Here is a 20,726-nt window from a genome sequence, read left to right as displayed (position 1 = left end):
TCCACCGGTGGTCACAATCTACGCGTACCGTGGCGGCATGCCGACGCTCGAGCTCCCCCGCTGCCGCCTGACCTACGACGTGACCGGCTCCGGCCCGCCGGTCGTCCAGCTGCACGGGCTGCTGTCCGACCGGGCCGCCAACACCGCGGGCGGTCTGGACCTGGCGGCCGGGCTGAGCGGGCACCGGACGGTGCGCTACGACGCCCGGGGCCACGGCGGCTCCGCCGCGGAGCCCGTGGCCGCGGACTGGACCTGGCCCCGGCTGGCCGAGGACCTGCTGCGCCTGCTGGACGCCGTGGCGCCCGGTGAGCCGGTGCACGGGATCGGCCCGTCCATGGGGGCGGCCACGCTGCTGCACGCCGCCCTCGCCGAGCCCGGTCGGTTCCGCTCGCTGACGCTCTGCGTGCCCTCGACGGCCTGGGCCTCGCGCCGCGGCCAGGCGGGGACGTACCGGCAGGGCGCGGACCTGGTGGAGCGCCACGGCCTCGAGGCCTACCTCCGGGCCGGCCGGGCCGCGACCCGGCCGCCCGCCGTGGCGGACCGGCCGGTGCACCCGCCGCGCGTCGACCCCGGCCTGCTGCCCGCCGTGCTGCGCGGCGCGGCCGGCACCGACCTCCCGCCGGTCGAGGAGCTGTCGCGGATCGGCGTGCCGACCCTCGTGCTGGCCTGGTCCGAGGACGCCACCCACCCGCTGTCCACGGCCGAGGCGCTGCGCGCGGCCCTGCCCGGCGACGGCCTGCACGTGGCCGGCACGCCCGCCGAGCTGGCCGAGTGGCCGCGCCGGTGCGCGGACTTCGTCCGGGCGGTGGAAGCGGGCCGGGGGGCCGGTTCGCCCGGCTGATCCGCGGGGGTCGCCGGGGTTCGCCGCGGCCTCGCCGGGGCCGGCGGGTCAGAGCCGGCGGCCGGCGGTGAGGGAGGCGGACATAAACTCGGCGACGACCTGCTGGGAGATGGCCACGTCCAGGACGAAGACGCCCTCGTCGTGGGTCGCCAGCCAGTCGGTGAGCGCGGTGAGGTCGGCCAGGGTGTGCGCCTTGGCCCCGGCCGCGCCCATCGCCCGGCCCACGGCGGCGAAGTCGACCTCGTCGATGAGCATCGCGGTGGGGTCCAGGCCCTTGGACGCGTACTGGTGCAGCTCGGCGCCGTAGGCGGAGTCGTTGAGCACCACGATCACCCCGCGCTTCGTGGCGCGCAGGAACGTCTCGAGGTCGGCCAGGCCCATCAGCCCGCCGCCGTCACCGGTGACGAACACGGTGGTGCGGTCGGGGCGGGCCACCGAGACCCCGGCCGCGGAGCCGAAGCCGAGGCCGATGGACTGGAAGGCGGTGCCGACCAGGACCATGGCCTGCGGGTCCGGCACGGTCAGGTACATCGGGGCCCAGCCGATGAAGTGGCCCCCGTCCATCACCACGGAGCGCTCGGCGGGGAGGACGTGCTCGAGGGCGGCGACGACGGCCCGGGGGTTGAGCCGGCCGTCCGGGCCGAACTCGGCCGGGTCCTCGACCGGGGCGGAGCCGCGGAAGGCGGCGGTGGCGACCTCGGGGGCGGCCGCCCGCCAGGTGCTCTCCGGGGCGGCGGCGGAGATCCGGCCGGTGAGTCCCTGGAGGAACGGTCCCAGGTCCGCGCGCACGTAGTCGGTGACCGGGGGCGTGCGGTCCTCAGGCTCGTTGTCGATGCGGATCACCCGGGTGCCCTCGGCGAAGAGCGTGCCGTAGCGCAGCTGGAAGGCGTTCAGCGATGCCCCGGCGACCAGCACCACGTCGGCCTGCCGGGCCAGCTCCAGGCGGTGGGCGCGGGTGAAGCCCCCGGCGATGCCCAGGTCCCACGGGGAGTCGAAGACCCCGGTGGCCATGGCGGAGGTCATGAACAGCGCCCCGAGCCGGTCCCCGATCTCGGTGAGCGGGGTGGAGGCCCCGGCCAGGAGCACTCCGCGCCCGGCGAGGATCAGGGGCCTGCTCGCGGCGCGCAGGAGCCCGGCGATGCGGTCGAGGTCCTCGGTGGAGGCCGTGAAGGTGGGCTTCGCCGGCAGCGGGTCCAGGACCGTCTGCTCGGTGAGGGGGGCGGTGGCGTGGTCGTAGGGGAGGGCCAGCACCACCGGCTGCACGGTCCGGGCGGCGAGGTCGAAGGCCCGGTGGGTGATCGCGGTCGCGTTGTCCGGGGCCGCGACCAGGGTGGTGACCCCGGCGGCGGCGGCCGCGGTGGTCTGGTCGACGTCGAAGGCCCGCCGCCCGGTGGTCGGGGCGTCGCCGACGACCAGGACCAGGGGGATCCGGGCCAGCCGCGCCTCGGCCAGGGCGGTGTAGGTGTTGGTGAACCCGGCCCCGTAGGTGGTCGTGGCGGCCCCGGTCCGTCCGGTGGCCCGGTGGTAGGCGTCGGCCATGGCCACGGTGGCGGACTCGTGCCGGGCGGAGGTGAAGCCGAAGCCGCGGGAGGTCAGCGAGCTGATCAGGTGCGCGTTGCCGTTGCCCATCAGGCCGAACAGGTGGTCGGTGCGCTCGGCGAGCACGTCGGCCACCGCCGTCGAGACCGTGGGGAGCAGGAGGTCGGTGGTCATGGAGGGGTCCTTTCGGTGGGGCTCCGGTGGGAGCCCGGGGGTGGGAGCGGGGTGTGCTCGGGGGTGCCCGCACGAGCGGAGCCGCCCGCCCGCACCCGTGGGTGCCGGCGGGCGGCTCCGTCCTCGGCCGGGGCGGCGCTCAGTCGCGCTGCTTCTCCGCGGCCTGGGAGGCCGCGAGGATCTCGGCGGCCTCGGGGTGCTCGGCGACGTAGTCCTCGTGCACCTCCTGGACGTGCAGGTCGATCTCCTGGATGTCCTTTGGCACCATCGAGACGGCGATGAAGGAGACGATCGCGATGCCGGCGATGTAGACGCCGATCGTCCAGGACATCCCGGTCTCGTTGAGCAGCAGCTGCGCGATCATTGGGGCGAACGCGCCGCCGATGATGGAGCCGAACGCGTAGCCGATCGAGACGCCCGAGTAGCGCACGCGGGCCGGGAACATCTCGGCGTAGAGCGCCGACTGCGGGCCGTAGGACGGGCCGAGGCCCACGGTGAGGATCACGATCGCCAGGGCGAACAGCGGCAGGGACGCGGTGTCCAGCAGGAACCACATCGGCACGGCCCACAGGATGATGATGGCGTAGCCGATCTGGAAGGTGCGCACGCGCCCGATCTTGTCCGAGATCCAGCCGCCGAACATCGTGAAGACGAGCCAGCCCACGCCGCCGATCAGGGACGCGATGAGGGTCTGCGAGCGCGGCATGCCCAGCACGTTGGAGCCGTAGGAGGCGAAGAACGCGATCACGAGGTAGCCGGCGGCGTTGTTGGCGGCGAAGATCAGGGCCGCGAGGGTGACCGGCTTCTTGTGGTGCTTGAACAGCTGGCCCAGGGGAGCGGAGGACTCCTTCTTGCGCAGCTGCATCTCCTTGAAGACCGGGGACTCGTCGACGGTCTTGCGGATCAGGTAGCCGACCACGATCAGCACCACGGAGGACAGGAACGGGATGCGCCAGCCCCAGGCCTGGAAGTCCTCGGGGGACATCATCGAGGTGAGGGCGAACATGAAGGACGTGGCGAGCAGCATGCCCAGCGGCACGCCGATCTGCGGGTAGGCGCCGAAGAGCCCGCGCTTGTTCCGCGGGGCGTGCTCGACGGACATCAGGGCCGCGCCGCCCCACTCGCCGCCGGCCGAGAAGCCCTGCATGATGCGCAGGAGCACCAGGAAGATCGGGGCCCAGATGCCGATCGTCGCGTAGGTCGGGAGCATGCCGATCAGCATCGTCGCGGCACCCATGCCCACGAGCGTGAGGACCAGGACGATCTTGCGGCCGTACTTGTCGCCGAGGTGGCCGGCGACCACCGCGCCCAGCGGGCGGAAGAGGAAGCTGATGCCAAGGGAGGCCCACGCGACCACCTGGGCGAGGCCGGCGTTCTCCTCGGACAGCGGCGCGAAGTACAGCGGCGCCAGGACGAAGGCCGCGGCCTGGGCGTAGATGAAGAAGTCGTACCACTCGATGGTGGTGCCCACGAGGGTGCCGGCGAGGACCTTGCGCTCCTCGCGCGACATCTCGTGCCGCCCGGCCGGGGCGGAGGATGGGTGCACCATGGGATCTCCAGGGAATCGGGGACGGCGACGTCCGCGGCGGAACCGAACGCATCATGACCGAACGTTCGGTAGTTCAGTGCGATACTACGGGCGGAGGTGACGCCTGTCACCCTCAGCACGGAATAATCAAACCATGTATCACCAATGTGACACAGACCACCGTGGATGGAAACCGCCGGGCCCGGCCCTCGCAGGAGGACCGGGCCCGGCGGCGCGGCAGCGAACGTCGAGGACGTCGGGGTCGGCGGCTCAGCGGTTGAGCCGCTCCGAGGCCAGGCGCGCTCCCTCGACGAGGGACTCGAGCTTGGCCCAGGCGATCTGCGGGTGCAGGCGCCCGCCCAGACCGCAGTCGGTCGACGCGACGACGTTCTCGCGGCCCACGACCGAGGCGAACTGCTCGATCCGGTCGGCCACCAGCTCCGGGTGCTCCACGACGTTCGTCGAGTGGGAGACCACGCCGGGGATGATCACGCGGCCCTCGGGCAGCGCGTGGTCCTTCCAGACCTTCCACTCGTGGGCGTGCCGGGCGGAGGCGCCCTCGAAGGTGTAGCCGCCGGCGTTGATGGTCAGCATCAGGTCCACGAGGTGCTTCAGCTCGAGGTCCGTGGTGTGCGGGCCGTGCCAGGAGCCCCAGCACAGGTGGAAGCGGACCTGCTCCTCGGGGATCCCCCGCAGCGCGTGGTTGAGCGCCTCGACGCGCAGCCGCGTGAACGCCAGGTAGTCCTCGACCGTGGGCTCGGGGTTGATCTGGTCCCAGGACTCCGCGATGGACGGGTCGTCGATCTGCACGGTCAGCCCGGCGTCCGTGATCGCCAGGTACTCCTCGCGCATCGCGTCGGCGCACGCGTAGACGAGCTCCTCGTCGGTCCTGTAGTACTCGTTCGTCACGCGCGCGGCGGAGCCGGGGGAGAGGGCGGCCACGAACCCGGTCTGCGCCCCGGTGGCCGCCATGGCCGCCCGGAGGTTGCGGACGTCCGAGGCCACGGCCTCCTGTCCCGTGTAGGTCAGCGGCCCGGTGATCTTGGGCTGCGTGGTCGAGGAGCGCCCGGTGAGGATGCCCGACGACGGGTCCTCGTACGCATCCCGGAAGCGCTCGCGGTCCCGGCGGTCCGGGAAGCTCGTGAGCACGATGCTGCCGGGCGAGGAGCGCTTCTTCTCCGTGGACGCCCACCGGTCCTCGTCGGAGGGGGTGAGCCCGCCGAGGCGGGAGAAGGAGTAGTTCCACCACGCGCCGTAGTCGACCGCGCTGGACATCGTGTGCCCGTACTCGCCGTCGTTGACCACGTCCACGCCGATCTCGCGCTGCCGGCGGACCACGTCCTCGACGCCCGCGGCGAGCTCGGCGGTGAGCTGCTCGAACGTGATGGCGCCCTCGGCGTGCCGCTGGTTGGCCTCGAGCAGCCGCGGGGTCCGCGGCAGGGAGCCCACGTGGGTGGTCTGCACGTGGTCGGTGTTCTGCATGGTCATGCGTGTCCTCCTGAGGGTCTGCGGGAAGGTCGGGGGCCGGTCAGGACCAGAGCCGGCGGGAGGCGAGCTCGGCCCCGCGGGCGAGGGTCTCGAGCTTCGCCGCGGCGATCTGCGGGTGGATCCGCCCGCCCAGGCCGCAGTCGGTCGAGGCGATGACGTTCTCGCGGCCCACCTGGCGGGCGAAGCGCTCGATCCGGTCGGCCACCAACTCCGGGTGCTCCACCACGTTGGTGGCGTGGGAGACGATCCCCGGGATGATGACCTTGCCCTCGGGCAGCTCGTGGTCCTGCCAAACCTTCCACTCGTGCTCGTGCCGGGCGTTGGCGGCCTCGAAGCTGTAGCCGCCGGCCCTGATGGAGAGCATGAGCTCCACCAGGTGCTCGAACCCGAGGTCCGTGGTGTGCGGGCCGTGCCAGGAGCCCCAGCACAGGTGAAAGCGGACCTGCTCCTCCGGGATGCCCTCGAGGGCGTAGTTGAGGGCCTCGACCCGCTTGCGGGTGAACGCGAGGTAGTCCTCCACGCCGGGCTCGGGATTGACCTGGTCCCAGTTCTCCGCGATGGAGGGGTCGTCGATCTGCACGATCAGCCCGGCGTCGGTGATCGCCCGGTACTCCTCGCGCATCACCTCGGCGCAGGCGGTCAGCACCTCGTCCTCGTCCGCGTAGTGGGTGTTCTCCAGCCGGGCGCACGAGCCCGGGGACAGCGCGGCGAGGTAGCCCTCGCTCGCGCCCGTGGCCTGCAGCCCGGCCTTGAGGTTGCGGATGTCCGCCTCCAGCGCCGCGTGGCCCGTGTACTCCAGCTTCCCGGTGATCCTGGGGAACGGCGCCTGCTTGCCCGTGGTGATGCCCGAGGAGGGGTCCGTGTACGCCTCGTGGAACAGCCGGCGGTCCCGGCGGTCCCCGAAGCTCGTCAGGACCACCTTGCCTGGCGAGGAGCGCTGCGGCTCCTGCTCCCACAGGTCCACGTCGCCGGGGGTGAGGCCCGAAATCCGGGCGAAGATGTAGTGCCACCACGCGCCGTAGTCGACCTCCGCGGCCATGACGTGGCCGTACTCGCCGTCGTTGACCACGTCGATCCCGAGCTCGGCCTGCCGGCGGACCACGTCGACCACCGAGTCTTGCAGGAGCCGGTCGTACTCCGCCTCCGGGACGGCGCCCTTCGCCCGGTTGGCCTCGAGCAGCGCCGGGGTGCGCGGGAGGGACCCGGCGTGGGTCGTGCGGATGCGGTCGGCGCTGTGCAGCATGGTTCGTGCGTCCTTTCCATCGGTCCTGGCGGTAGCACCGGAGGCGGGACGGGGGAACCGTCGCCCGGGTTGCTGCGGCGTCGTCGAGCCAGATCTCTCGGCCGCTCTGGATGGTGACCCTGTCATCCAAGCGCACCCGTGCGCGCTGCGCCATTCGGCGCCCGGATGACGGACATGACGCCGTGTGACGCAACCCGGCGCGCGCTCCCGGGCGGCGCTGTCCTTCGCGAATATGGCCTGGATCACATACCGTGGCGGTGATCCGTGCCCCTCACCCCGCGGGCACGACGGACCAGAGGAAGGACCCCCATGTCCCAGACGCCCCAGCAGGAGGATCTCGAGGGCCGCACGGCGCTCGTCACCGGTGGCGCGAGCGGCATCGGCCTGGCCGCCGCCCGGGCCCTCGCCGGCTCCGGCGCGCACGTGGTCGTGGCCGACGTCGACGAGGCCGGGGCGCAGCGCGTCGCGGACGAGCTCGGCGGCCGCGCGTGGGCCGTCGACCTGCTCGACACCGCGGCGCTCGCCGAGCTGAGCCTCGAGGTCGACGTGCTGGTCAACAACGCCGGCATCCAGAAGGTCGCCCCTCTCCAGGAGTTCGACCCCGCGGACTTCCACCGGATCCTGGTGCTGATGCTGGAGTCCCCGTTCCTGCTGGTGCGCGCCGCGCTGCCGCACATGTACGAGCGGGGGTGGGGGCGCGTCATCAACGTCTCCTCCGTGCACGGGCTGCGGGCGTCCCCCTACAAGAGCGCCTACGTCTCGGCGAAGCACGGCCTGGAGGGGCTGTCCAAGACCGTCGCGGTGGAGGGCGCGGCCCACGGGGTGACGAGCAACTGCATCAACCCCGGCTACGTGCGCACCCCGCTCGTCGAGAAGCAGATCGCCGACCAGGCGAGGGTGCACGGGATCCCCGAGTCCGAGGTGGTGGAGCGGATCATGCTCGGCGAGACGCCGATCAAGAAGCTCGTGGACCCGGAGGACGTCGGCAGCCTGGTCGCGTGGCTGGCCGGACCGCACGCGTCCATGGTCACCGGGGCCTCCTACACGATGGACGGCGGCTGGACGGCGCGCTGAGCCCGCCCCGAGCCGCGGCGGCGCACTGCGGCGCCGCCGTCCGGACAGCCCGGCGGCCCGGACCGTCCGGCGGCCCGGACGGCCCGCCGCCGGTCCGGGCCGCTCAGCGGTGACCCAGTTCCCGGGAGAGCCGGTGGGCCTCCGTGAGCAGGGCCCGGCCCAGGAGCTGCCGCCGCTCGCCGCTGAACCGGGGCTCGATGCCCGTGAGGCTCAGCGCGTAGACCGGCGCGCCCGTCGCGTCGAAGACCGCGGCGGCCATGCCCCAGCTGCCCTCGACGATCAGCCCCGGGTTCACTGCGAAGCCCTCCTGCCGGACGTCCGCGAGCAGCTCCCGGATCCGCTCGGGCGTGTGCAGCGGGCCCCACTCGGCGCGGGCCCCGGCCGTGGCCGCGAGGACCCGGTCCACCTCCGCGTCCGGGAGGTGGGCCAGGACCGCCAGCCCCGCCGAGGCCACGCCGAGCGGCAGCCGCAGCCCCTCGTAGAGGACGTGGGAGCGGATGGGGAACGCGCCCTCCACGCGCGCCAGGCAGACGGTCTCCAGCCCCCGGCGGGCCGAGAGGAACGCGCTCTCGCCGGTGGCCTCCGCGAGCCGGCGCAGCGAGGGCCCGGCCAGCTCCCGGATCGGATAGCGGTGGGCCGCCACCGCGCCCAGCACGTACAGCTCGGGACCCAGCTGCCAGGCCCCGGTCCCGGCGTCGCGGTCCACGAGGCCCTCCTCGGCCAGTCCCGTGAGCAGCCGGTGCACGGTGGGGCGGGTCAGCCCGGTCTCGGCGGCGAGCTCCGCCACCGTGGTGCCCCGTTCCCGCCCCGCGACGGCCCGCAGCAGCTGCCCCACCCGGTGGACCACCTGGGTCCCCTGGCCCGTCGTCCGCTCCTCTCCCATGGCTCCACTATATGGACAGTCGGGGGACGAATGGCCGGATGCTGAGGAGAAGCGCCGTCATCCCGCCAAATCTGTTGACCGGCATGTGGAGGCTCCCTAGATTGAGTGCTGGGTCACAGTCGGACGAGAGGAAGGGACAAGGGTGTCCAAGGTCAGAGACAACGCCGCCGAGCTGCTGGCGGAACGCCTGCGGGACGGCATGACGCTCGCCGTGGGCGGGTTCGGGCTGAGCGGGATCCCCCGGGATCTCATCGACGCGGTGCGGGACTCCGGGGCCACGGACCTCACGGTGGTCTCGAACAACATGGGCGTGGACGGCAAGGGCCTCGGGGTCCTGCTCGAGAACCGCCAAGTGAAGAAGGTCCTCGCCTCCTACGTGGGCGAGAACAAGCTGTTCGCCCAGCAGTACCTGGACGGCGAGCTCGAGGTCGAGTTCAACCCCCAGGGCACCCTCGCCGAGCGGCTCCGGGCCGGCGGCGCGGGCATCCCCGCCTTCTACACGAAGACCGGGGTCGGCACCCTGGTGGCCGAGGGCAAGCCGCACGCCGAGTTCGACGGCGAGACCTACGTGCAGGAGCGCGGCATCGTCGCCGACATCGCCCTGGTCCACGCCCACACCGGGGACACCGACGGCAACCTCGTCTACCGCTACACCGCGCGCAACTTCAACCCGATCGTCGCGACCGCCGGGAAGGTCACCTTCGCCGAGGTCGAGCACGTCGTGGCGGTCGGCGACATCCACCCCGACCACATCGTGACCCCGGGCGTCTACGTGCAGCACGTCGCGCAGTACAGCGGCGCGCCCAAGGACATCGAGCAGCGCACCGTCCGCCCCCGCCCCGCCGGGCGGACCACCCAGCAGAACGGAGACCAGGCATGAGCTGGACCCGCGACGAGATGGCGGCGATCGCCGCCGTCGAGCTCTCCGACGGCGACTACGTCAACCTCGGCATCGGCATCCCCACCCTCGTGGCCAACAACCTGCCCGAGGGCGTCGACGTGGTGCTGCAGTCCGAGAACGGCGTGCTCGGCATGGGCCCGTTCCCCTACGAGGGCGACGAGGACCCGGACCTCATCAACGCCGGCAAGCAGACCATCACGCTGCTGCCCGGGGCCTCCATCTTCGACTCCGCCACGTCCTTCGGGATGATCCGCGGCGGCCACGTCAAGATCGCGATCCTCGGCGCCATGCAGGTCTCCGGCACCGGCGACCTCGCCAACTGGATGATCCCCGGCAAGATGGTCAAGGGGATGGGCGGCGCCATGGACCTGGTGGCCGGCACCCCGCGCGTCGTCGTGCTGACCGAGCACGTCACCAAGGACGGCTCCGCCAAGATCAAGACCGAGTGCGACCTCCCGCTCACCGGGGTGCGCGTGGTCGACCGCATCGTCACGGACCTGTGCGTGTTCGACGTCGAGGACGGCGGGCTCGTGCTGCGCAGCCTCGCCCCCGGGGTCACCGAGGACGAGATCCGCGAGAAGACCGAGGCGTCCTTCCGCACGGACCTGCAGGACGTCACCCCCGACACCGTCCCCACCGAGACCGCCGCCGCCGGCGGCGCTGAGGAGAACCGATGAGCACCGCCACCGACGTCGTCGTCCTGTCCGGCGCCCGCACGCCCCAGGGCAAGATCCTGGGCCACCTGGCGTCCTTCACCGCGGCCGAGCTGGGCGCCCACGCCATCCGGGCCGCGCTCGAGCGCGGCGGGATCGCCCCCGAACAGGTGGACTACGTGCTCATGGGCCACGTCCTGCAGGCCGGCGCCGGGCAGAACCCGGCCCGCCAGGCGGCCGTCACCGCGGGCATCCCGCTGAGCGTGCCCGCCGAGACCGTCAACAAGGTCTGCCTCTCCGGGCTCGTGGCGATCACCAACGCCGCCCGGATGATCCGCGCGGGCGAGGCCGAGATCGTCGTGGCCGGCGGCCAGGAGTCCATGACCAACGCCCCGCACCTCGCGATGGGCGTGCGGCAGGGCAAGAGCTACGGCGACCTCAAGCTCGAGGACGCCGTGGCCAAGGACGGGCTCGTCGACGTCGCCGCGTGCGTGTCCATGGGTTCGCTCACCGAGTCCGGCAACAGCGAGCGCTCGATCTCCCGCGAGGAGCAGGACCAGGTCGCCGCCCGGAGCCACCAGCGCGCGGCCCGCGCCGCGGAGGAGGGCGTCTTCCGCGACGAGATCGCCCCCGTGTCCGTCCCGCAGCGCAAGGGCGAGCCGCTGGTCGTCGACACCGACCAGGGCGTGCGCCCCGACTCCAGCGCGGAGTCCATGGCGAGGTTGCGCCCCGCGTTCGCGAAGGACGGCACGATCACCGCCGGCAACTCCTCGCCGCTCTCGGACGGCGGGGCCGCCGTGGTCCTGACCAGCCGGGAGTACGCCGAGCGCCACGGCCTCGAGTACCTGGCCGTGGTCGGTGCCCCGGGCCAGGTGGCCGGGCCCGACACCTCGCTGCACTCCCAGCCGTCACGGGCGATCGAGGCCGCGCTCGAGCGGGCCGGCTGGTCCGTGCAGGACCTGGACTTCATCGAGATCAACGAGGCGTTCGCGTCCGTGCTGATCCAGTCGCTGCGCGACCTCGACTACCCGCAGGAGCAGGCCAACATCCACGGCGGCGCCGTGGCCGTCGGGCACCCGATCGGCGCCTCCGGGGCCCGGCTGGCGCTGCACGCGGCGTTCGAGCTCTCCCGCCGGGGCTCCGGCCGGGCCGCGGTGTCGCTGTGCGGCGGCGGCGGCCAGGGCGAGGCGCTGCTGCTCTACCGCGACTGACCCGCGTCCCGTCCGCCGACCCGCGGGGGCCCGGGTGACCACGAATTCTCGTGGTCACCCGGGCCCCCACGGGTCATTCGATGATCCTGAGGTCACGCGCGTCGAGCTCCCTGCGCACGAGGGCCACCAGGTCGTCCGGCCGGTGTACCACGGTGGCCCAGTCCGTCCGCGGGATCCGCCACCCGGCATTGGCGAGGTCCTTCTCCCGCCGCCGCTCCTGCACGAGGACCCGGTCGGTGGGGCCGTGGTCGTAGTACTTGGTGTCGCCGTCGAACTCCAGGAGCAGGCGCTGCACCCGCCACCCGAAGTCCCCGCGGTACAGGCCGTGCGGCGTCCGGATGCGCACCTGCAGCTCCGGCCGGGGCAGTCGCGCGCGGAGCAGCACCAGCCGGGTCAGCGTCTCGCCGGGCGACTCGGAGCGACCGTCGGCGAGGTCGAGCACCCGCCGGGCCCGGCGGCACCCCGGCGCGCCGGCGCGGCGCTCGAGCAGGGCGAGCAGCTCCGCGCGCTCGGTGCCCCGGCGGAGGGCGTGGTCGGCGGTCACCACCGCCTCGCGGAGGGGCAGGGTGGACGCGCAGTCCAGCACGGTGCGGGGCACGGACGTGGCCAGCAGCCCGCCCACCCGGACGATGTGCTCCGGCGGCAGCTCGGCCCAGTGGTGGACGCAGGTCCGGTTGTTCCGGGAACCGCGGCCGGGAGGAGAGACGACGTGCGGTGCCGCCGGTCGGTGCAGCAGGTCCAGGCCGTGGAGCAGGGCCGCCGAGGAGTGCCCGAACACCGGGGCGGTGGCGGCGCGCAGGGCCAGGGCGGCGTGCATTTGCCGCAGCCGTCCCTCCGCTCCCAGGTCCCGCCACCAGGACGGTGTCGCGTACACCCCCTGCCGGATCCGGAGGAGGTCGCCCCGGCGGACGGCCCGGGTGACGGTGGACGGCGAGAGGCCGAGGTCCTGCAGCGCTTCAAGGGTCAGGAGCCGGCCGGGCAGCGTGGTCATGGGGCCAGGCTCACCGTGGCGGGGCCAGTCCGTCCGAGGTCCGGCCCGGCACGGGGACGGTGCCCGGAGGGGGATGCGTGGGCGCCCGGAGTGCAGTGCGGACGGAGCTCGACGCTCCTGACCCCGGAATGGCCCGATGACCCGCCGGGGCCCGGGTGACCACGATTTTTCGTGGTCGCCCGGGCCCCGGCGGGTCATCCGGCGAGAGGGTGGTCAGCGCTGCTGGGCCGCCAGGACGAGCGCTTCCTGGGCCTCGGCGGTGCGCCCGGGCAGATCTGCGGTCCCGGGGGTGCTCCGCCCGCGGGGCTACTTGCGGGCGCGGGCGCCGATCCGCTCGCGCTGCTCCATGAGCTTCTCCAGCAGCGTCACGAGCGTGTGCTGCTCCTCCTCGGTGAGGGCCTCGGCCCACTGGCTCTCCCGGTCGTTCTGGGCCCGGAACGCCGTGCGGATCTTCTCCTGCCCGGCCTCGGTGAGGTGCAGGGTCACGGACCGGCCGTCGGCGGCGGAGGCCTCGCGCCGGAGCAGGTCCTTGCCGACCAGCGTGCCCGTCAGGTTGGAGACCGCCGCGCGGCTCATCCCCGTCAGGCGGGCGGCCTCGTGGGGGTTGAGGGGGCCGGCCACCCAGAGGGCCAGGAGCAGCCGGAAGCTCGACCAGGTCCCGCCGGCGGGGCGGTGGATCGACGACTCGAAGTCGTAGACCGCGGTGGACGAGGACCGGTTGAGCGAGAGGAACACCCGGTTGGCCGCGAGGTCGGCGTCGGGGAACTCCTCGGAGATCCGGCGCTGGGCGGCCCGGACGAAGGACCAGTAGTCGGGCAGCGCGGCGGCGGAGGGCGTCGCGGTGGACGCCTCGGTGGGCGCCTCGGTGGGCGCCTCGGTGGGCGTCGCTGGGGGCTCGGTGCGGTCGGCGAGGGGCATGGTGTCGATTCTAGGGGAGGGGTTGCCCCATATAATACAACGCTTTACTATCTGGGGGAGAGCTGGATCACAGACCGCCACACGCAAGGAGACGGCCATGGCCTACTACCGGCAGCTGGGCCCGGTGCCCCGGCAGCGTCACACCCTGTTCAAGGACGACGAGGGCAGGATCCTCTACGAGGAGCTCATGGGCGAGGAGGGCTTCTCCTCCGACTCGTCGCTGCTCTACCACCGGCACATCCCCTCGGCGATCGTCGGGACCCGCGGCTGGGAGCTGCCCGACCAGACCCTGACCCCCAACGACCCGCTGCTGCCGCGCCACGTGAAGCTGCACGAGCTGTGCACCGAGGAGCAGGCCGCCGGGACCGACGCGGTGACCGGCCGCCGGCTGGTGATGGGCAACCCGGACGTGCGGCTCTCCTACGCCTGGGTGGGGAAGACCTCCCCGCTGTACAAGAACGCCGTGGGCGACGAGTGCGTCTACGTGGAGCGCGGCTCCGCCCTGGTGGAGACCCAGTTCGGCCCGCTCGAGGCCGTCGAGGGCGACTACGTCATGATCCCGCGCGCCACGATCCACCGCTGGGTGCTGCGGGAGGGGGAGACGGCCCGGCTCTACTTCGTGGAGGCGAACTCCCACATCACTCCGCCGCACCGCTACCTCTCCAAGTACGGGCAGCTGCTCGAGCACGCCCCCTACTGCGAGCGCGACCTGCACGGTCCCTCCGGCGTGCTCCTGCGGGACGAGACCGACGTGGACGTCTACGTCAAGCACCGCGGCCGCGGCCCCTCGGGCCTGGACGGGACGGTCCACGTCCTGCCGCAGCACCCCTTCGACGTGGTGGGCTGGGACGGGTGCCTCTACCCGTACACCTTCAACATCAAGGACTACATGCCGATCACCGGCAAGGTGCACCAGCCGCCGCCCGTGCACCAGGTCTTCGAGGGGCGCAACTTCGTGATCTGCAACTTCGTGCCCCGGAAGGTCGACTACCACGAGCTGGCCGTCCCGGTGCCCTACTACCACTCGAACGTGGACTCGGACGAGGTCATGTTCTACGTGGACGGGGACTACGAGGCGCGCAAGGGCTCGGGCATCGGCAGGGGGTCGATCTCCCTGCACCCGGGCGGGCACCCGCACGGCCCGCAGCCCGGGGCGATCGAGAAGTCCCTGGGCGTGGAGTACTTCGACGAGACCGCCGTCATGGTCGACACCTTCGCCCCGCTGGAGCTGGGCGAGGCCGGCCTGGCCGGCGACGACGGCAAGTACGTCACGTCCTGGACCCCCGGCCGGGAGTGGACCGGCGGGCTCTGGTCGAACTCGTGAGCGCCGCCCCGACCACGGAGACCGCGGAGCGGCGCGTCCCGGCCCAGTTCGTCGGGTTCTTCGACGACGCCGCGACCTTCCCGCCCGGACTCGCCCCGCTGCAGAAGGCCGTCGCGGACCACGTGGCGCGGTGGGCGGACCCGCTCGTCGCCGCCGTGGGGCCGGCCGTGCTGGCGCTGCACGACCTGCCGGAGGCCCGGCGCATCGCGGCCGGCCTCGACCGGGAGGGGAGGCCCGTGGAGGTCTCCGCCGTCGTTCCCGCCGGGCAGCTGCACGCAGCCCTGGAAGAGGCCGGGGAGCTCGGTCCGGAGCTGCAGGTCGTCTCGGTCGAGCTCAGGACCGACCCGTCGGACACCGACACCTGGAGGGCGCAGATCGCCGAAGCGGCCCGGGTGCAGAACCTCCCGGTCTACGTGGAGCTGACTGCGGACCAGGTCCGCGGCGGGGCGCTGGAGCTGCTGGAGGGGACCGGGCTGCGCCTCAAGCACCGCACCGGTGGGATCGAGGCGCACCTGTTCCCCAGCCCCGAGCAGCTGGCCGCGGTGCTCACCGGGGCCGTGGCCGCGAGGATCCCGTTCAAGCTCACCGCCGGGCTGCACGAGGCCGTGCGGCACACGAACCCCGCCACGGGGTTCACCCACCACGGCTTCCTCAACATCGCGATGGCCACCGAGGCCGCCCGCGCCCACGAGCCCGCCGAACGGGTGGCCCGGCTGCTCACCGAGACCGACCCGGAACCGCTGGTCGAGCTCGCCCGGGCCTCCGACGGGGCCTGGCGTGAATCCTTCGTCTCGTTCGGCACGTGCAGTGTCGGCGAGCCCGCCGCCAGCCTCGAGCGCCTGGGCCTGTTCCCGCACGGCCTCACCTGACACGGCGCCCTCCCGCCCCGGGACCACCGGGGCGGGAGGGCGCCGTGTCACCACCGTCCCCCACGTCCAAGGAGATCCACCCCGTGAGCACCGCCGCCAACCGCTTCGCCGCCGAGGGCTTCGGCCCCGAGAACCTGCCCTACGCCTCCTTCTCGCCCACCGGCGGGGACCCGCGCCTGGGGGTGCGCCTGGGAGACCGGGCGATCGACGTCGCCGCCCTGGCCGCCACGGTGGAGGGGCTCGACGGCGCCGCGCGCACGGCGGTGTCGGCCCCGAACCTGGATGCACTGCTCGCGGCCGGCCACGGGACCTGGACCGCGCTGCGGGCGTGGCTCGTCGAGGTCGTGACCGCCGACGGGCTCGCGGACACGGTGGAGCAGGCCTCCCACCCGGTGGACGGGATCACCCTGCACATGCCGTTCACGGTGGCCGACTACGTCGACTACTACGCCTCCGAGCACCACGCCTCCAACGTGGGGAGGATGTTCCGTCCGGACCAGGCCCCGCTGCTGCCCAACTGGAAGCACCTGCCCGTGGGCTACCACGGCCGGGCCGGCACCGTGATCCCCTCCGGCATGGACTTCCCCCGGCCCAAGGGCCTGCGCCCCGAGCAGGACGGGCCGCCCCGCTTCGGCCCCTCCCGCCGCCTGGACATCGAGGCGGAACTCGGCTTCGTCCTCGGCGGGGCGGCCCCGGCCGGGGAGGTCTCCCTGGAGCAGGCGGCGACCGAGCACCTCTTCGGGGTGGTGCTGTTCAACGACTGGTCCGCCCGCGACATCCAGGCCTACGAGTACGTCCCCCTGGGCCCCTACCTGGGCAAGTCCTTCGCGTCCTCGATCTCGCTGTGGGTCGTGCCCTGGCAGGCCCTGTCCGCGGCCCGCGTGGCGCCCCCGGCGCGCGAGCACGAGCTCGCCCCCTACCTCGACGACGAGGGCAAGGAGCCGTGGGGGCTGGACATCACCCTGGGCGTGAGCGTGGACGGCCGGACCGTCTCGCACCCCCCGGCGTCCACCCTGTACTGGACCGCACCCCAGATGGTCGCGCACATGAGCGTCAACGGCGCGTCCCTGCGCCCGGGGGACTTCTTCGGTTCCGGCACCGTCTCCGGCCCGGAGAAGGACCAGCGCGGGTCCTTCCTGGAGCTCTCCTGGGGCGGCAAGGAGCCGTTCGCCCTGCCCGGCGGCACCGAGATGACGTTCCTGGCCGACGGCCAGAGCGTGACCCTCACCGGCACCGCGCCCGGCCCCGGCGCCTCCGTCATCGACTTCGGCGAGTGCACCGCCACGATCCTGCCCGCCACCTGAATACTGGTCCCGTCCCCCGCCGGTGACCACGATCACCCCCGCCGACCCCGCCGCGCCGCGGCCGGCGGGGGAGGGCGTGGTCGCCCGCGCGCCCGCCGACAGCAGGAGTCCCCGCCATGAGCACCGGCACCCGTGAACCCGCGATCGCCCGGGCGATGCGGCCCGTCAACTCGGTCGTCGAGAAGTACATCCCGTCCGCGCTGAACTTCGCCATCCTGCTGAGCGTCGCCGTCGGGCTCATGGCTTTGCTGCTCACCGACGCCGGACCCGCCGACGTGCTGCGCGGCTGGGGCGAGGGGCTCGCCGGGCTGCTCGCGTTCATGACGCAGATGGCGCTGATCCTGCTGCTGGGCCACGCCCTCGCCAACACCCGTCCCGTGCGCCGGCTGCTCGGCGCCCTGGCGCAGGTGCCCCGGACTCCCCTCCAGGCGTACGTGTTCGTGTTCCTGGTCGCGGCGGTCGCCTCCCTCATCACGTGGGGGCTCGGCCTCGTCGTCGGCGCCCTGCTCGCCCGCGACGTCGCCGCCGCGGGGGACCGCCGCGGCCTGGAGCTGAGCTTCCCGATGCTCGTGGCCTCCGGGTTCTCCGGATTCGTGGTCTGGCACATGGGCTACTCCGGGTCCGGGCCGCTCACCGCGGCCACCCCCGGCTCCTTCATCGAGGAGCAGCTCGGACGCACCGTGCCCATCACCGAGACCACGTTCTCCGCCTGGAACCTCACCGCCGTCGTCGCCACCGTGGTCCTCGTCGCGCTGGCCCTGTGGCTCATCGCGCCCCGGGCCGTGGAACCCGCCCACCGGATGACCGCCGCCGCCCTCGCCGCCTCGGAGCAGACGGTCACCGAGGAGGAGGTCGTCACCCCCGCCGACCGGCTCGACGCCAGCCGGGCCCCCACCCTGGTCGTGGGGCTGGCGCTCGCCGGCTACCTGGTGCTGCACTTCGCCGAGGGCGGGACGGTGACGCTCGACGTCGTGAACTGGATGTTCCTGGGCCTGATCTTCCTGCTCGCGCGCAACGCCTTCGAGGTCATGGCGCTGATCAAGAACGCCGCCGCGAACGTGGGCGACATCCTCCTGCAGTTCCCGCTCTACGCCGGGATCATGGGGATGATGGCGGCGACCGGTCTGATCCAGGTGCTCTCCGACTCGGTCGTGGCCGTCGCCACGCCCCAGACGCTGGGGCTGCTCGCGTTCCTCTCGGCGGGGTTCGTAAACTTCTTCGTCCCCTCCGGCGGCGGGCAGGTGGCCGTGCAGGCCCCGATCCTGTTGGACGCCGGCGCCCGCCTCGACGTGGACCCGGCCGTGGTGATCATGGCGATCTCCTACGGCGACCAGTGGACCAACATGATCCAGCCGTTCTGGGCGCTGCCGCTGCTGGCCATCGCCGGGCTCAAGATCCGCGACATCCTGGGCTACACCACCGTGGTGCTCGTGGTCTCGGGCCTGGTGTTCGGGGCGACCCTGCTGCTCGTCGGCGCGGGCTGAGTCGGCCTCGGCCCGTGCCGCCGGGTCCGCGCCGCTGGATCCGTGCCGCGGCGGCCGGGGGGCGTGCGCTCAGGCGGTGCGTTCCGGGGCGCCGCGGCCGGTGCCGTGGCGCAGGAGGTCGGCGCTCGAGGGCACGCGCGGGTGGTACCGGCGGTCGAGGAGGGTGTTGGCCGCCCAGCTCAGCAGGTCCCGCTCACGGACCGGCAGGTCCAGGCACTGGTGCAGGTACGCGCTGACCTCGAGCTCGTCGGCCGTCCCGCCCAGGTACAGGTAGCGGATCCAGAGCCGGCGGTGCCCGATCGACGCCCGCTCGAGCGCCCGGTGCAGTCCGACGGCCTGTTCCCGGCCCAGGGAGTCCTCCATCGTGGTTCCTTCCGTGCGGTGCGGGGGTGCGGGGGTAGGGGGTGCAGCAGGGTGCTCGAGCTCCGGAGGGAGCACCCACCCGCACCCACAGGCTCCACGGTAGGAAAGCGGCCGTGCCGGGGCCACGGTATTAGCGGAGGTACACCATTGTGTCCGAGTGTGAGGGAACGCCCGGCCGGCACCCAGGCGACGCCGAGCCGCCCGGCCGGGTCAGGAGCCGACGACCGCGCCGTAAAGCTCCTCGAAGCGGGCGCGCGCGGCGCGGTAGTGCTCCGCGCGTCCGGGCACCGGCCGGTGCTCCGGCCCGTAGGGCGGGGAGGCCCGCTCCACGCCCGGGGCGAGGCTCTCGAGGGCGAGCAGGGCGGTGCCGCGCAGGGTCGCCCGCTTGAACTCGGCCCGCGCCACCGGCTTGCCGAGGGCGTCGGCGAGCAGCTGCAGCAGCTCCGGCACGTCCTGCGACGCGCTGCCGGAGGCCACCACGCGGTCCACGCCGCCGGCGGCGTCCTCGAGCTGCTCGGCCACCCGGGCGTACGAGACCGCGACGCCCTCGAGCACCCCGCGGGCCAGGTCGGCCCCGGTGCTGGAGGCCGAGACGCCGGTGAACACCGCCCGGGCGCCGCCGGCCCAGCCCGTCGAGCGCTCGCCCGTGAAGAACGGCAGGACCACGGGGGTGGATCCGGACACGTCCGCGGCGGCGACGTCCGCGAGCGTGGTGCCCTCCGGCAGGGTCACCGTGCGCTCGAGCCAGGCGAGCGCGCGGCCGACGTCGTTGAGAGCCCCGCCCAGCAGGCACCGCCGCGCGTCGACGCGGTAGCACCACAGCCCGGCCGGCACCCGCTCGGGGACGTGGTGCAGCAGCACGCGCGCGGCCCCCGAGGTGGCGGTGGAGACGACCATCGTCGAGGCGTCGGTGCCGCCCGTGCCGAGGTTCGCGCTCAGCCCGTCGGCCACCGGCGCGAACCACGCCGCGCCCTCGAGGACCGGCCAGCGCTCGGCCACGGACGCGGCGACGTCCGGGATCGGCTCGTGCGGGTCGGCGAGCGGGTTGAACTGCTCCGCGTCCAGCCCGCAGGCCAGGAGCAGGGGCTCGTCCCACCGGCCCGTGCGGCGGTCCAGCATCCCGGTCCACGCGGCCGTGGCGGTCCCGGCGCGCGCGGTGCCCAGCAGGCGCAGGTGCACGTACTCGCCCAGGGACATCCACCGCCGGGCCCGCCCCCACGCCTCCGGGTCCGTCTCCCGGAGCCACCGCAGCCGCGGGGCCAGGTACGAGGTGTGCAGGCGGGCGCCCGTGCGCTGCAGGGCGGCGGGCTCGTCGAGCTCGCCGCGCAGCCCGGCCAGCTGCTCGGCGCACCGGGAGTCGGCGTAGGTGAAGCACGTGGTGACCGCGGCGCCGTCGGCCCCGACGCCGACCAGCGAGGACGCAAAGGTGTCCAGGGCGACGCCCGCGACCCGGCCGGCCAGCGCGGGGTCGGCCAGGACGAGGTCGAGGACCGCCGCGAGCTCCTCCGTCACCTGGTCGGGGTCGATCACGGAGGTCCCGTCCGCCGCGGTGGTGAACTCGTGCTCGATCTTGTGCCGGTAGCCCCGCACGGGGGTCCCCGTGGCGTCGTGCAGACCGCCCCGGCTGCCCGTGGAGCCGACGTCCAGGGCCATCACCAGCGGGTCGAGGGCCTCGCGCAGGTCCACGCTGAACGCGGCGCCGTCGTCCGGCCGTGGGGGCGTCGGGTGGTGGCTCATGGTCGGCTCCTCCTGGGGCTGCGCGGCTGGCCCCAGTGTAGGAGGCGGCGCGGAGCAACGGTCACATCGTGAGACGCGGGTCCGCCCACCAGGACGTTGCGGTCGAGAAGCGTATTCTGGACGGCGGACCGCCGGCGGCCGGCCCGGGCGCCCCACGGCCCGTGCGTCGCCCGCCCCGCCACCGGACATCCCCGACCGAGG

The 20,726-nt window shown here is 73.5% G+C and carries 18 protein-coding genes and 1 riboswitch; of the genes, 9 read left to right on the top strand and 9 right to left on the bottom strand.

What is annotated here, in order from left to right; genetic code table 11:
• The first annotated feature begins 37 nt into the window (after positions 1-37).
• Positions 38-841: an alpha/beta fold hydrolase gene (locus RF647_RS02265; RefSeq protein ID WP_368810316.1), complete on the top strand. Its 804-nt coding sequence runs from the start codon at positions 38-40 to the stop codon at positions 839-841.
• Positions 842-889: 48 nt separating this feature from the next.
• Here RF647_RS02265 and RF647_RS02260 read toward each other — a convergent pair whose 3' ends face one another.
• The 4 genes from RF647_RS02260 to RF647_RS02245 form a co-directional block, all read right to left on the bottom strand.
• Positions 890-2,554: a thiamine pyrophosphate-binding protein gene (locus RF647_RS02260; RefSeq protein WP_368810315.1), complete on the bottom strand. Its 1,665-nt coding sequence runs from the start codon at positions 2,552-2,554 to the stop codon at positions 890-892.
• Between the two features lie 139 nt (positions 2,555-2,693).
• Positions 2,694-4,103, bottom strand: coding sequence for an MFS transporter (locus RF647_RS02255; RefSeq protein WP_368810314.1), 1,410 nt, complete (start codon positions 4,101-4,103; stop codon positions 2,694-2,696).
• 249 nt (positions 4,104-4,352) lie between these two features.
• On the bottom strand, positions 4,353-5,570 hold the full coding sequence (locus RF647_RS02250) for a cobalamin-independent methionine synthase II family protein (RefSeq protein WP_368810313.1): 1,218 nt from the start codon (positions 5,568-5,570) through the stop codon (positions 4,353-4,355).
• Between the two features lie 40 nt (positions 5,571-5,610).
• Positions 5,611-6,813 (bottom strand): cobalamin-independent methionine synthase II family protein, encoded by a 1,203-nt coding sequence (locus RF647_RS02245; protein ID WP_368810312.1) that lies wholly within the window; start codon positions 6,811-6,813, stop codon positions 5,611-5,613.
• 13 nt (positions 6,814-6,826) lie between these two features.
• Positions 6,827-6,930: riboswitch (SAM riboswitch) on the bottom strand.
• A gap of 192 nt (positions 6,931-7,122) precedes the next feature.
• Here RF647_RS02245 and RF647_RS02240 point away from each other — a divergent pair.
• Positions 7,123-7,887, top strand: coding sequence for a 3-hydroxybutyrate dehydrogenase (locus RF647_RS02240; protein ID WP_368810311.1), 765 nt, complete (start codon positions 7,123-7,125; stop codon positions 7,885-7,887).
• A gap of 103 nt (positions 7,888-7,990) precedes the next feature.
• On the opposite strand, the gene RF647_RS02235 is transcribed toward RF647_RS02240, so the two are convergent.
• A complete protein-coding gene (locus RF647_RS02235; protein ID WP_368810310.1) occupies positions 7,991-8,770 on the bottom strand; it encodes an IclR family transcriptional regulator in 780 nt (259 codons plus the stop codon).
• 142 nt (positions 8,771-8,912) lie between these two features.
• On the opposite strand from RF647_RS02235, the gene RF647_RS02230 reads away from it, so the two are divergent.
• From RF647_RS02230 to RF647_RS02220, 3 genes are read left to right on the top strand one after another with little or no spacing between them, the layout of a single operon-like run.
• Positions 8,913-9,650, top strand: a complete 738-nt coding sequence (locus RF647_RS02230; protein WP_368810309.1) for a CoA transferase subunit A — start codon at positions 8,913-8,915, stop codon at positions 9,648-9,650.
• Positions 9,647-10,348 (top strand): CoA transferase subunit B, encoded by a 702-nt coding sequence (locus RF647_RS02225; RefSeq protein ID WP_115163072.1) that lies wholly within the window; start codon positions 9,647-9,649, stop codon positions 10,346-10,348. Before RF647_RS02230 ends, RF647_RS02225 begins: the two co-directional genes overlap by 4 nt.
• On the top strand, positions 10,345-11,535 hold the full coding sequence (locus tag RF647_RS02220) for an acetyl-CoA C-acetyltransferase (RefSeq protein ID WP_368810308.1): 1,191 nt from the start codon (positions 10,345-10,347) through the stop codon (positions 11,533-11,535). Before RF647_RS02225 ends, RF647_RS02220 begins: the two co-directional genes overlap by 4 nt.
• Before the next feature lie 73 nt (positions 11,536-11,608).
• On the opposite strand, the gene RF647_RS02215 is transcribed toward RF647_RS02220, so the two are convergent.
• Positions 11,609-12,526: a type IV toxin-antitoxin system AbiEi family antitoxin domain-containing protein gene (locus tag RF647_RS02215; protein ID WP_368810307.1), complete on the bottom strand. Its 918-nt coding sequence runs from the start codon at positions 12,524-12,526 to the stop codon at positions 11,609-11,611.
• A 306-nt stretch (positions 12,527-12,832) separates the two neighbouring features.
• Positions 12,833-13,444: a MarR family winged helix-turn-helix transcriptional regulator gene (locus tag RF647_RS02210; protein ID WP_368810306.1), complete on the bottom strand. Its 612-nt coding sequence runs from the start codon at positions 13,442-13,444 to the stop codon at positions 12,833-12,835.
• 97 nt (positions 13,445-13,541) lie between these two features.
• On the opposite strand from RF647_RS02210, the gene RF647_RS02205 reads away from it, so the two are divergent.
• The 4 genes from RF647_RS02205 to RF647_RS02190 all read left to right on the top strand — a co-directional run bounded on the left by RF647_RS02205 (position 13,542) and on the right by RF647_RS02190 (position 18,425).
• The gene (locus RF647_RS02205) at positions 13,542-14,768 is read left to right on the top strand and encodes a homogentisate 1,2-dioxygenase (protein ID WP_368810305.1); all 1,227 of its coding nucleotides are present in this window, start codon (positions 13,542-13,544) and stop codon (positions 14,766-14,768) included.
• Entirely contained in the window at positions 14,765-15,637 is an 873-nt protein-coding gene (locus tag RF647_RS02200) for a hypothetical protein (protein ID WP_368810304.1), read from the top strand. The genes RF647_RS02205 and RF647_RS02200 overlap by 4 nt, the downstream gene beginning before the upstream one ends.
• Positions 15,638-15,720: 83 nt before the next feature.
• Positions 15,721-16,941, top strand: coding sequence for a fumarylacetoacetase (gene fahA, locus RF647_RS02195; protein WP_368810303.1), 1,221 nt, complete (start codon positions 15,721-15,723; stop codon positions 16,939-16,941).
• A gap of 116 nt (positions 16,942-17,057) precedes the next feature.
• Positions 17,058-18,425 (top strand): short-chain fatty acid transporter, encoded by a 1,368-nt coding sequence (locus tag RF647_RS02190; protein ID WP_368810302.1) that lies wholly within the window; start codon positions 17,058-17,060, stop codon positions 18,423-18,425.
• A gap of 69 nt (positions 18,426-18,494) precedes the next feature.
• On the opposite strand, the gene RF647_RS02185 is transcribed toward RF647_RS02190, so the two are convergent.
• Positions 18,495-18,788 (bottom strand): hypothetical protein, encoded by a 294-nt coding sequence (locus RF647_RS02185; RefSeq protein ID WP_368810301.1) that lies wholly within the window; start codon positions 18,786-18,788, stop codon positions 18,495-18,497.
• 210 nt (positions 18,789-18,998) lie between these two features.
• Positions 18,999-20,525 (bottom strand): gluconokinase, encoded by a 1,527-nt coding sequence (locus RF647_RS02180; protein ID WP_368810300.1) that lies wholly within the window; start codon positions 20,523-20,525, stop codon positions 18,999-19,001.
• Between the last annotated feature and the right edge of the window lie 201 nt (positions 20,526-20,726).

Source organism: Kocuria sp. CPCC 205263 (genome assembly GCF_040981075.1).
Taxonomy (GTDB): Bacteria; Actinomycetota; Actinomycetes; order Actinomycetales; family Micrococcaceae; genus Kocuria; species Kocuria rosea.
The sequence above is the reverse complement of the archived record's forward strand: the minus strand, read 5'-3'. Positions and strand labels throughout refer to the sequence as shown.

Coding starts and splice junctions, on each gene's coding strand:
- RF647_RS02265 (WP_368810316.1), top strand. CDS start 38: ATGCCGACGCTCGAGCTCCCCCGCTGCCGCCTGACCTACGACGTGACC.
- RF647_RS02260 (WP_368810315.1), bottom strand. CDS start 2,554: ATGACCACCGACCTCCTGCTCCCCACGGTCTCGACGGCGGTGGCCGAC.
- RF647_RS02255 (WP_368810314.1), bottom strand. CDS start 4,103: ATGGTGCACCCATCCTCCGCCCCGGCCGGGCGGCACGAGATGTCGCGC.
- RF647_RS02250 (WP_368810313.1), bottom strand. CDS start 5,570: ATGACCATGCAGAACACCGACCACGTGCAGACCACCCACGTGGGCTCC.
- RF647_RS02245 (WP_368810312.1), bottom strand. CDS start 6,813: ATGCTGCACAGCGCCGACCGCATCCGCACGACCCACGCCGGGTCCCTC.
- RF647_RS02240 (WP_368810311.1), top strand. CDS start 7,123: ATGTCCCAGACGCCCCAGCAGGAGGATCTCGAGGGCCGCACGGCGCTC.
- RF647_RS02235 (WP_368810310.1), bottom strand. CDS start 8,770: ATGGGAGAGGAGCGGACGACGGGCCAGGGGACCCAGGTGGTCCACCGG.
- RF647_RS02225 (WP_115163072.1), top strand. CDS start 9,647: ATGAGCTGGACCCGCGACGAGATGGCGGCGATCGCCGCCGTCGAGCTC.
- RF647_RS02220 (WP_368810308.1), top strand. CDS start 10,345: ATGAGCACCGCCACCGACGTCGTCGTCCTGTCCGGCGCCCGCACGCCC.
- RF647_RS02215 (WP_368810307.1), bottom strand. CDS start 12,526: ATGACCACGCTGCCCGGCCGGCTCCTGACCCTTGAAGCGCTGCAGGAC.
- RF647_RS02210 (WP_368810306.1), bottom strand. CDS start 13,444: ATGCCCCTCGCCGACCGCACCGAGCCCCCAGCGACGCCCACCGAGGCG.
- RF647_RS02205 (WP_368810305.1), top strand. CDS start 13,542: ATGGCCTACTACCGGCAGCTGGGCCCGGTGCCCCGGCAGCGTCACACC.
- RF647_RS02190 (WP_368810302.1), top strand. CDS start 17,058: ATGAGCACCGGCACCCGTGAACCCGCGATCGCCCGGGCGATGCGGCCC.
- RF647_RS02185 (WP_368810301.1), bottom strand. CDS start 18,788: ATGGAGGACTCCCTGGGCCGGGAACAGGCCGTCGGACTGCACCGGGCG.
- RF647_RS02180 (WP_368810300.1), bottom strand. CDS start 20,525: ATGAGCCACCACCCGACGCCCCCACGGCCGGACGACGGCGCCGCGTTC.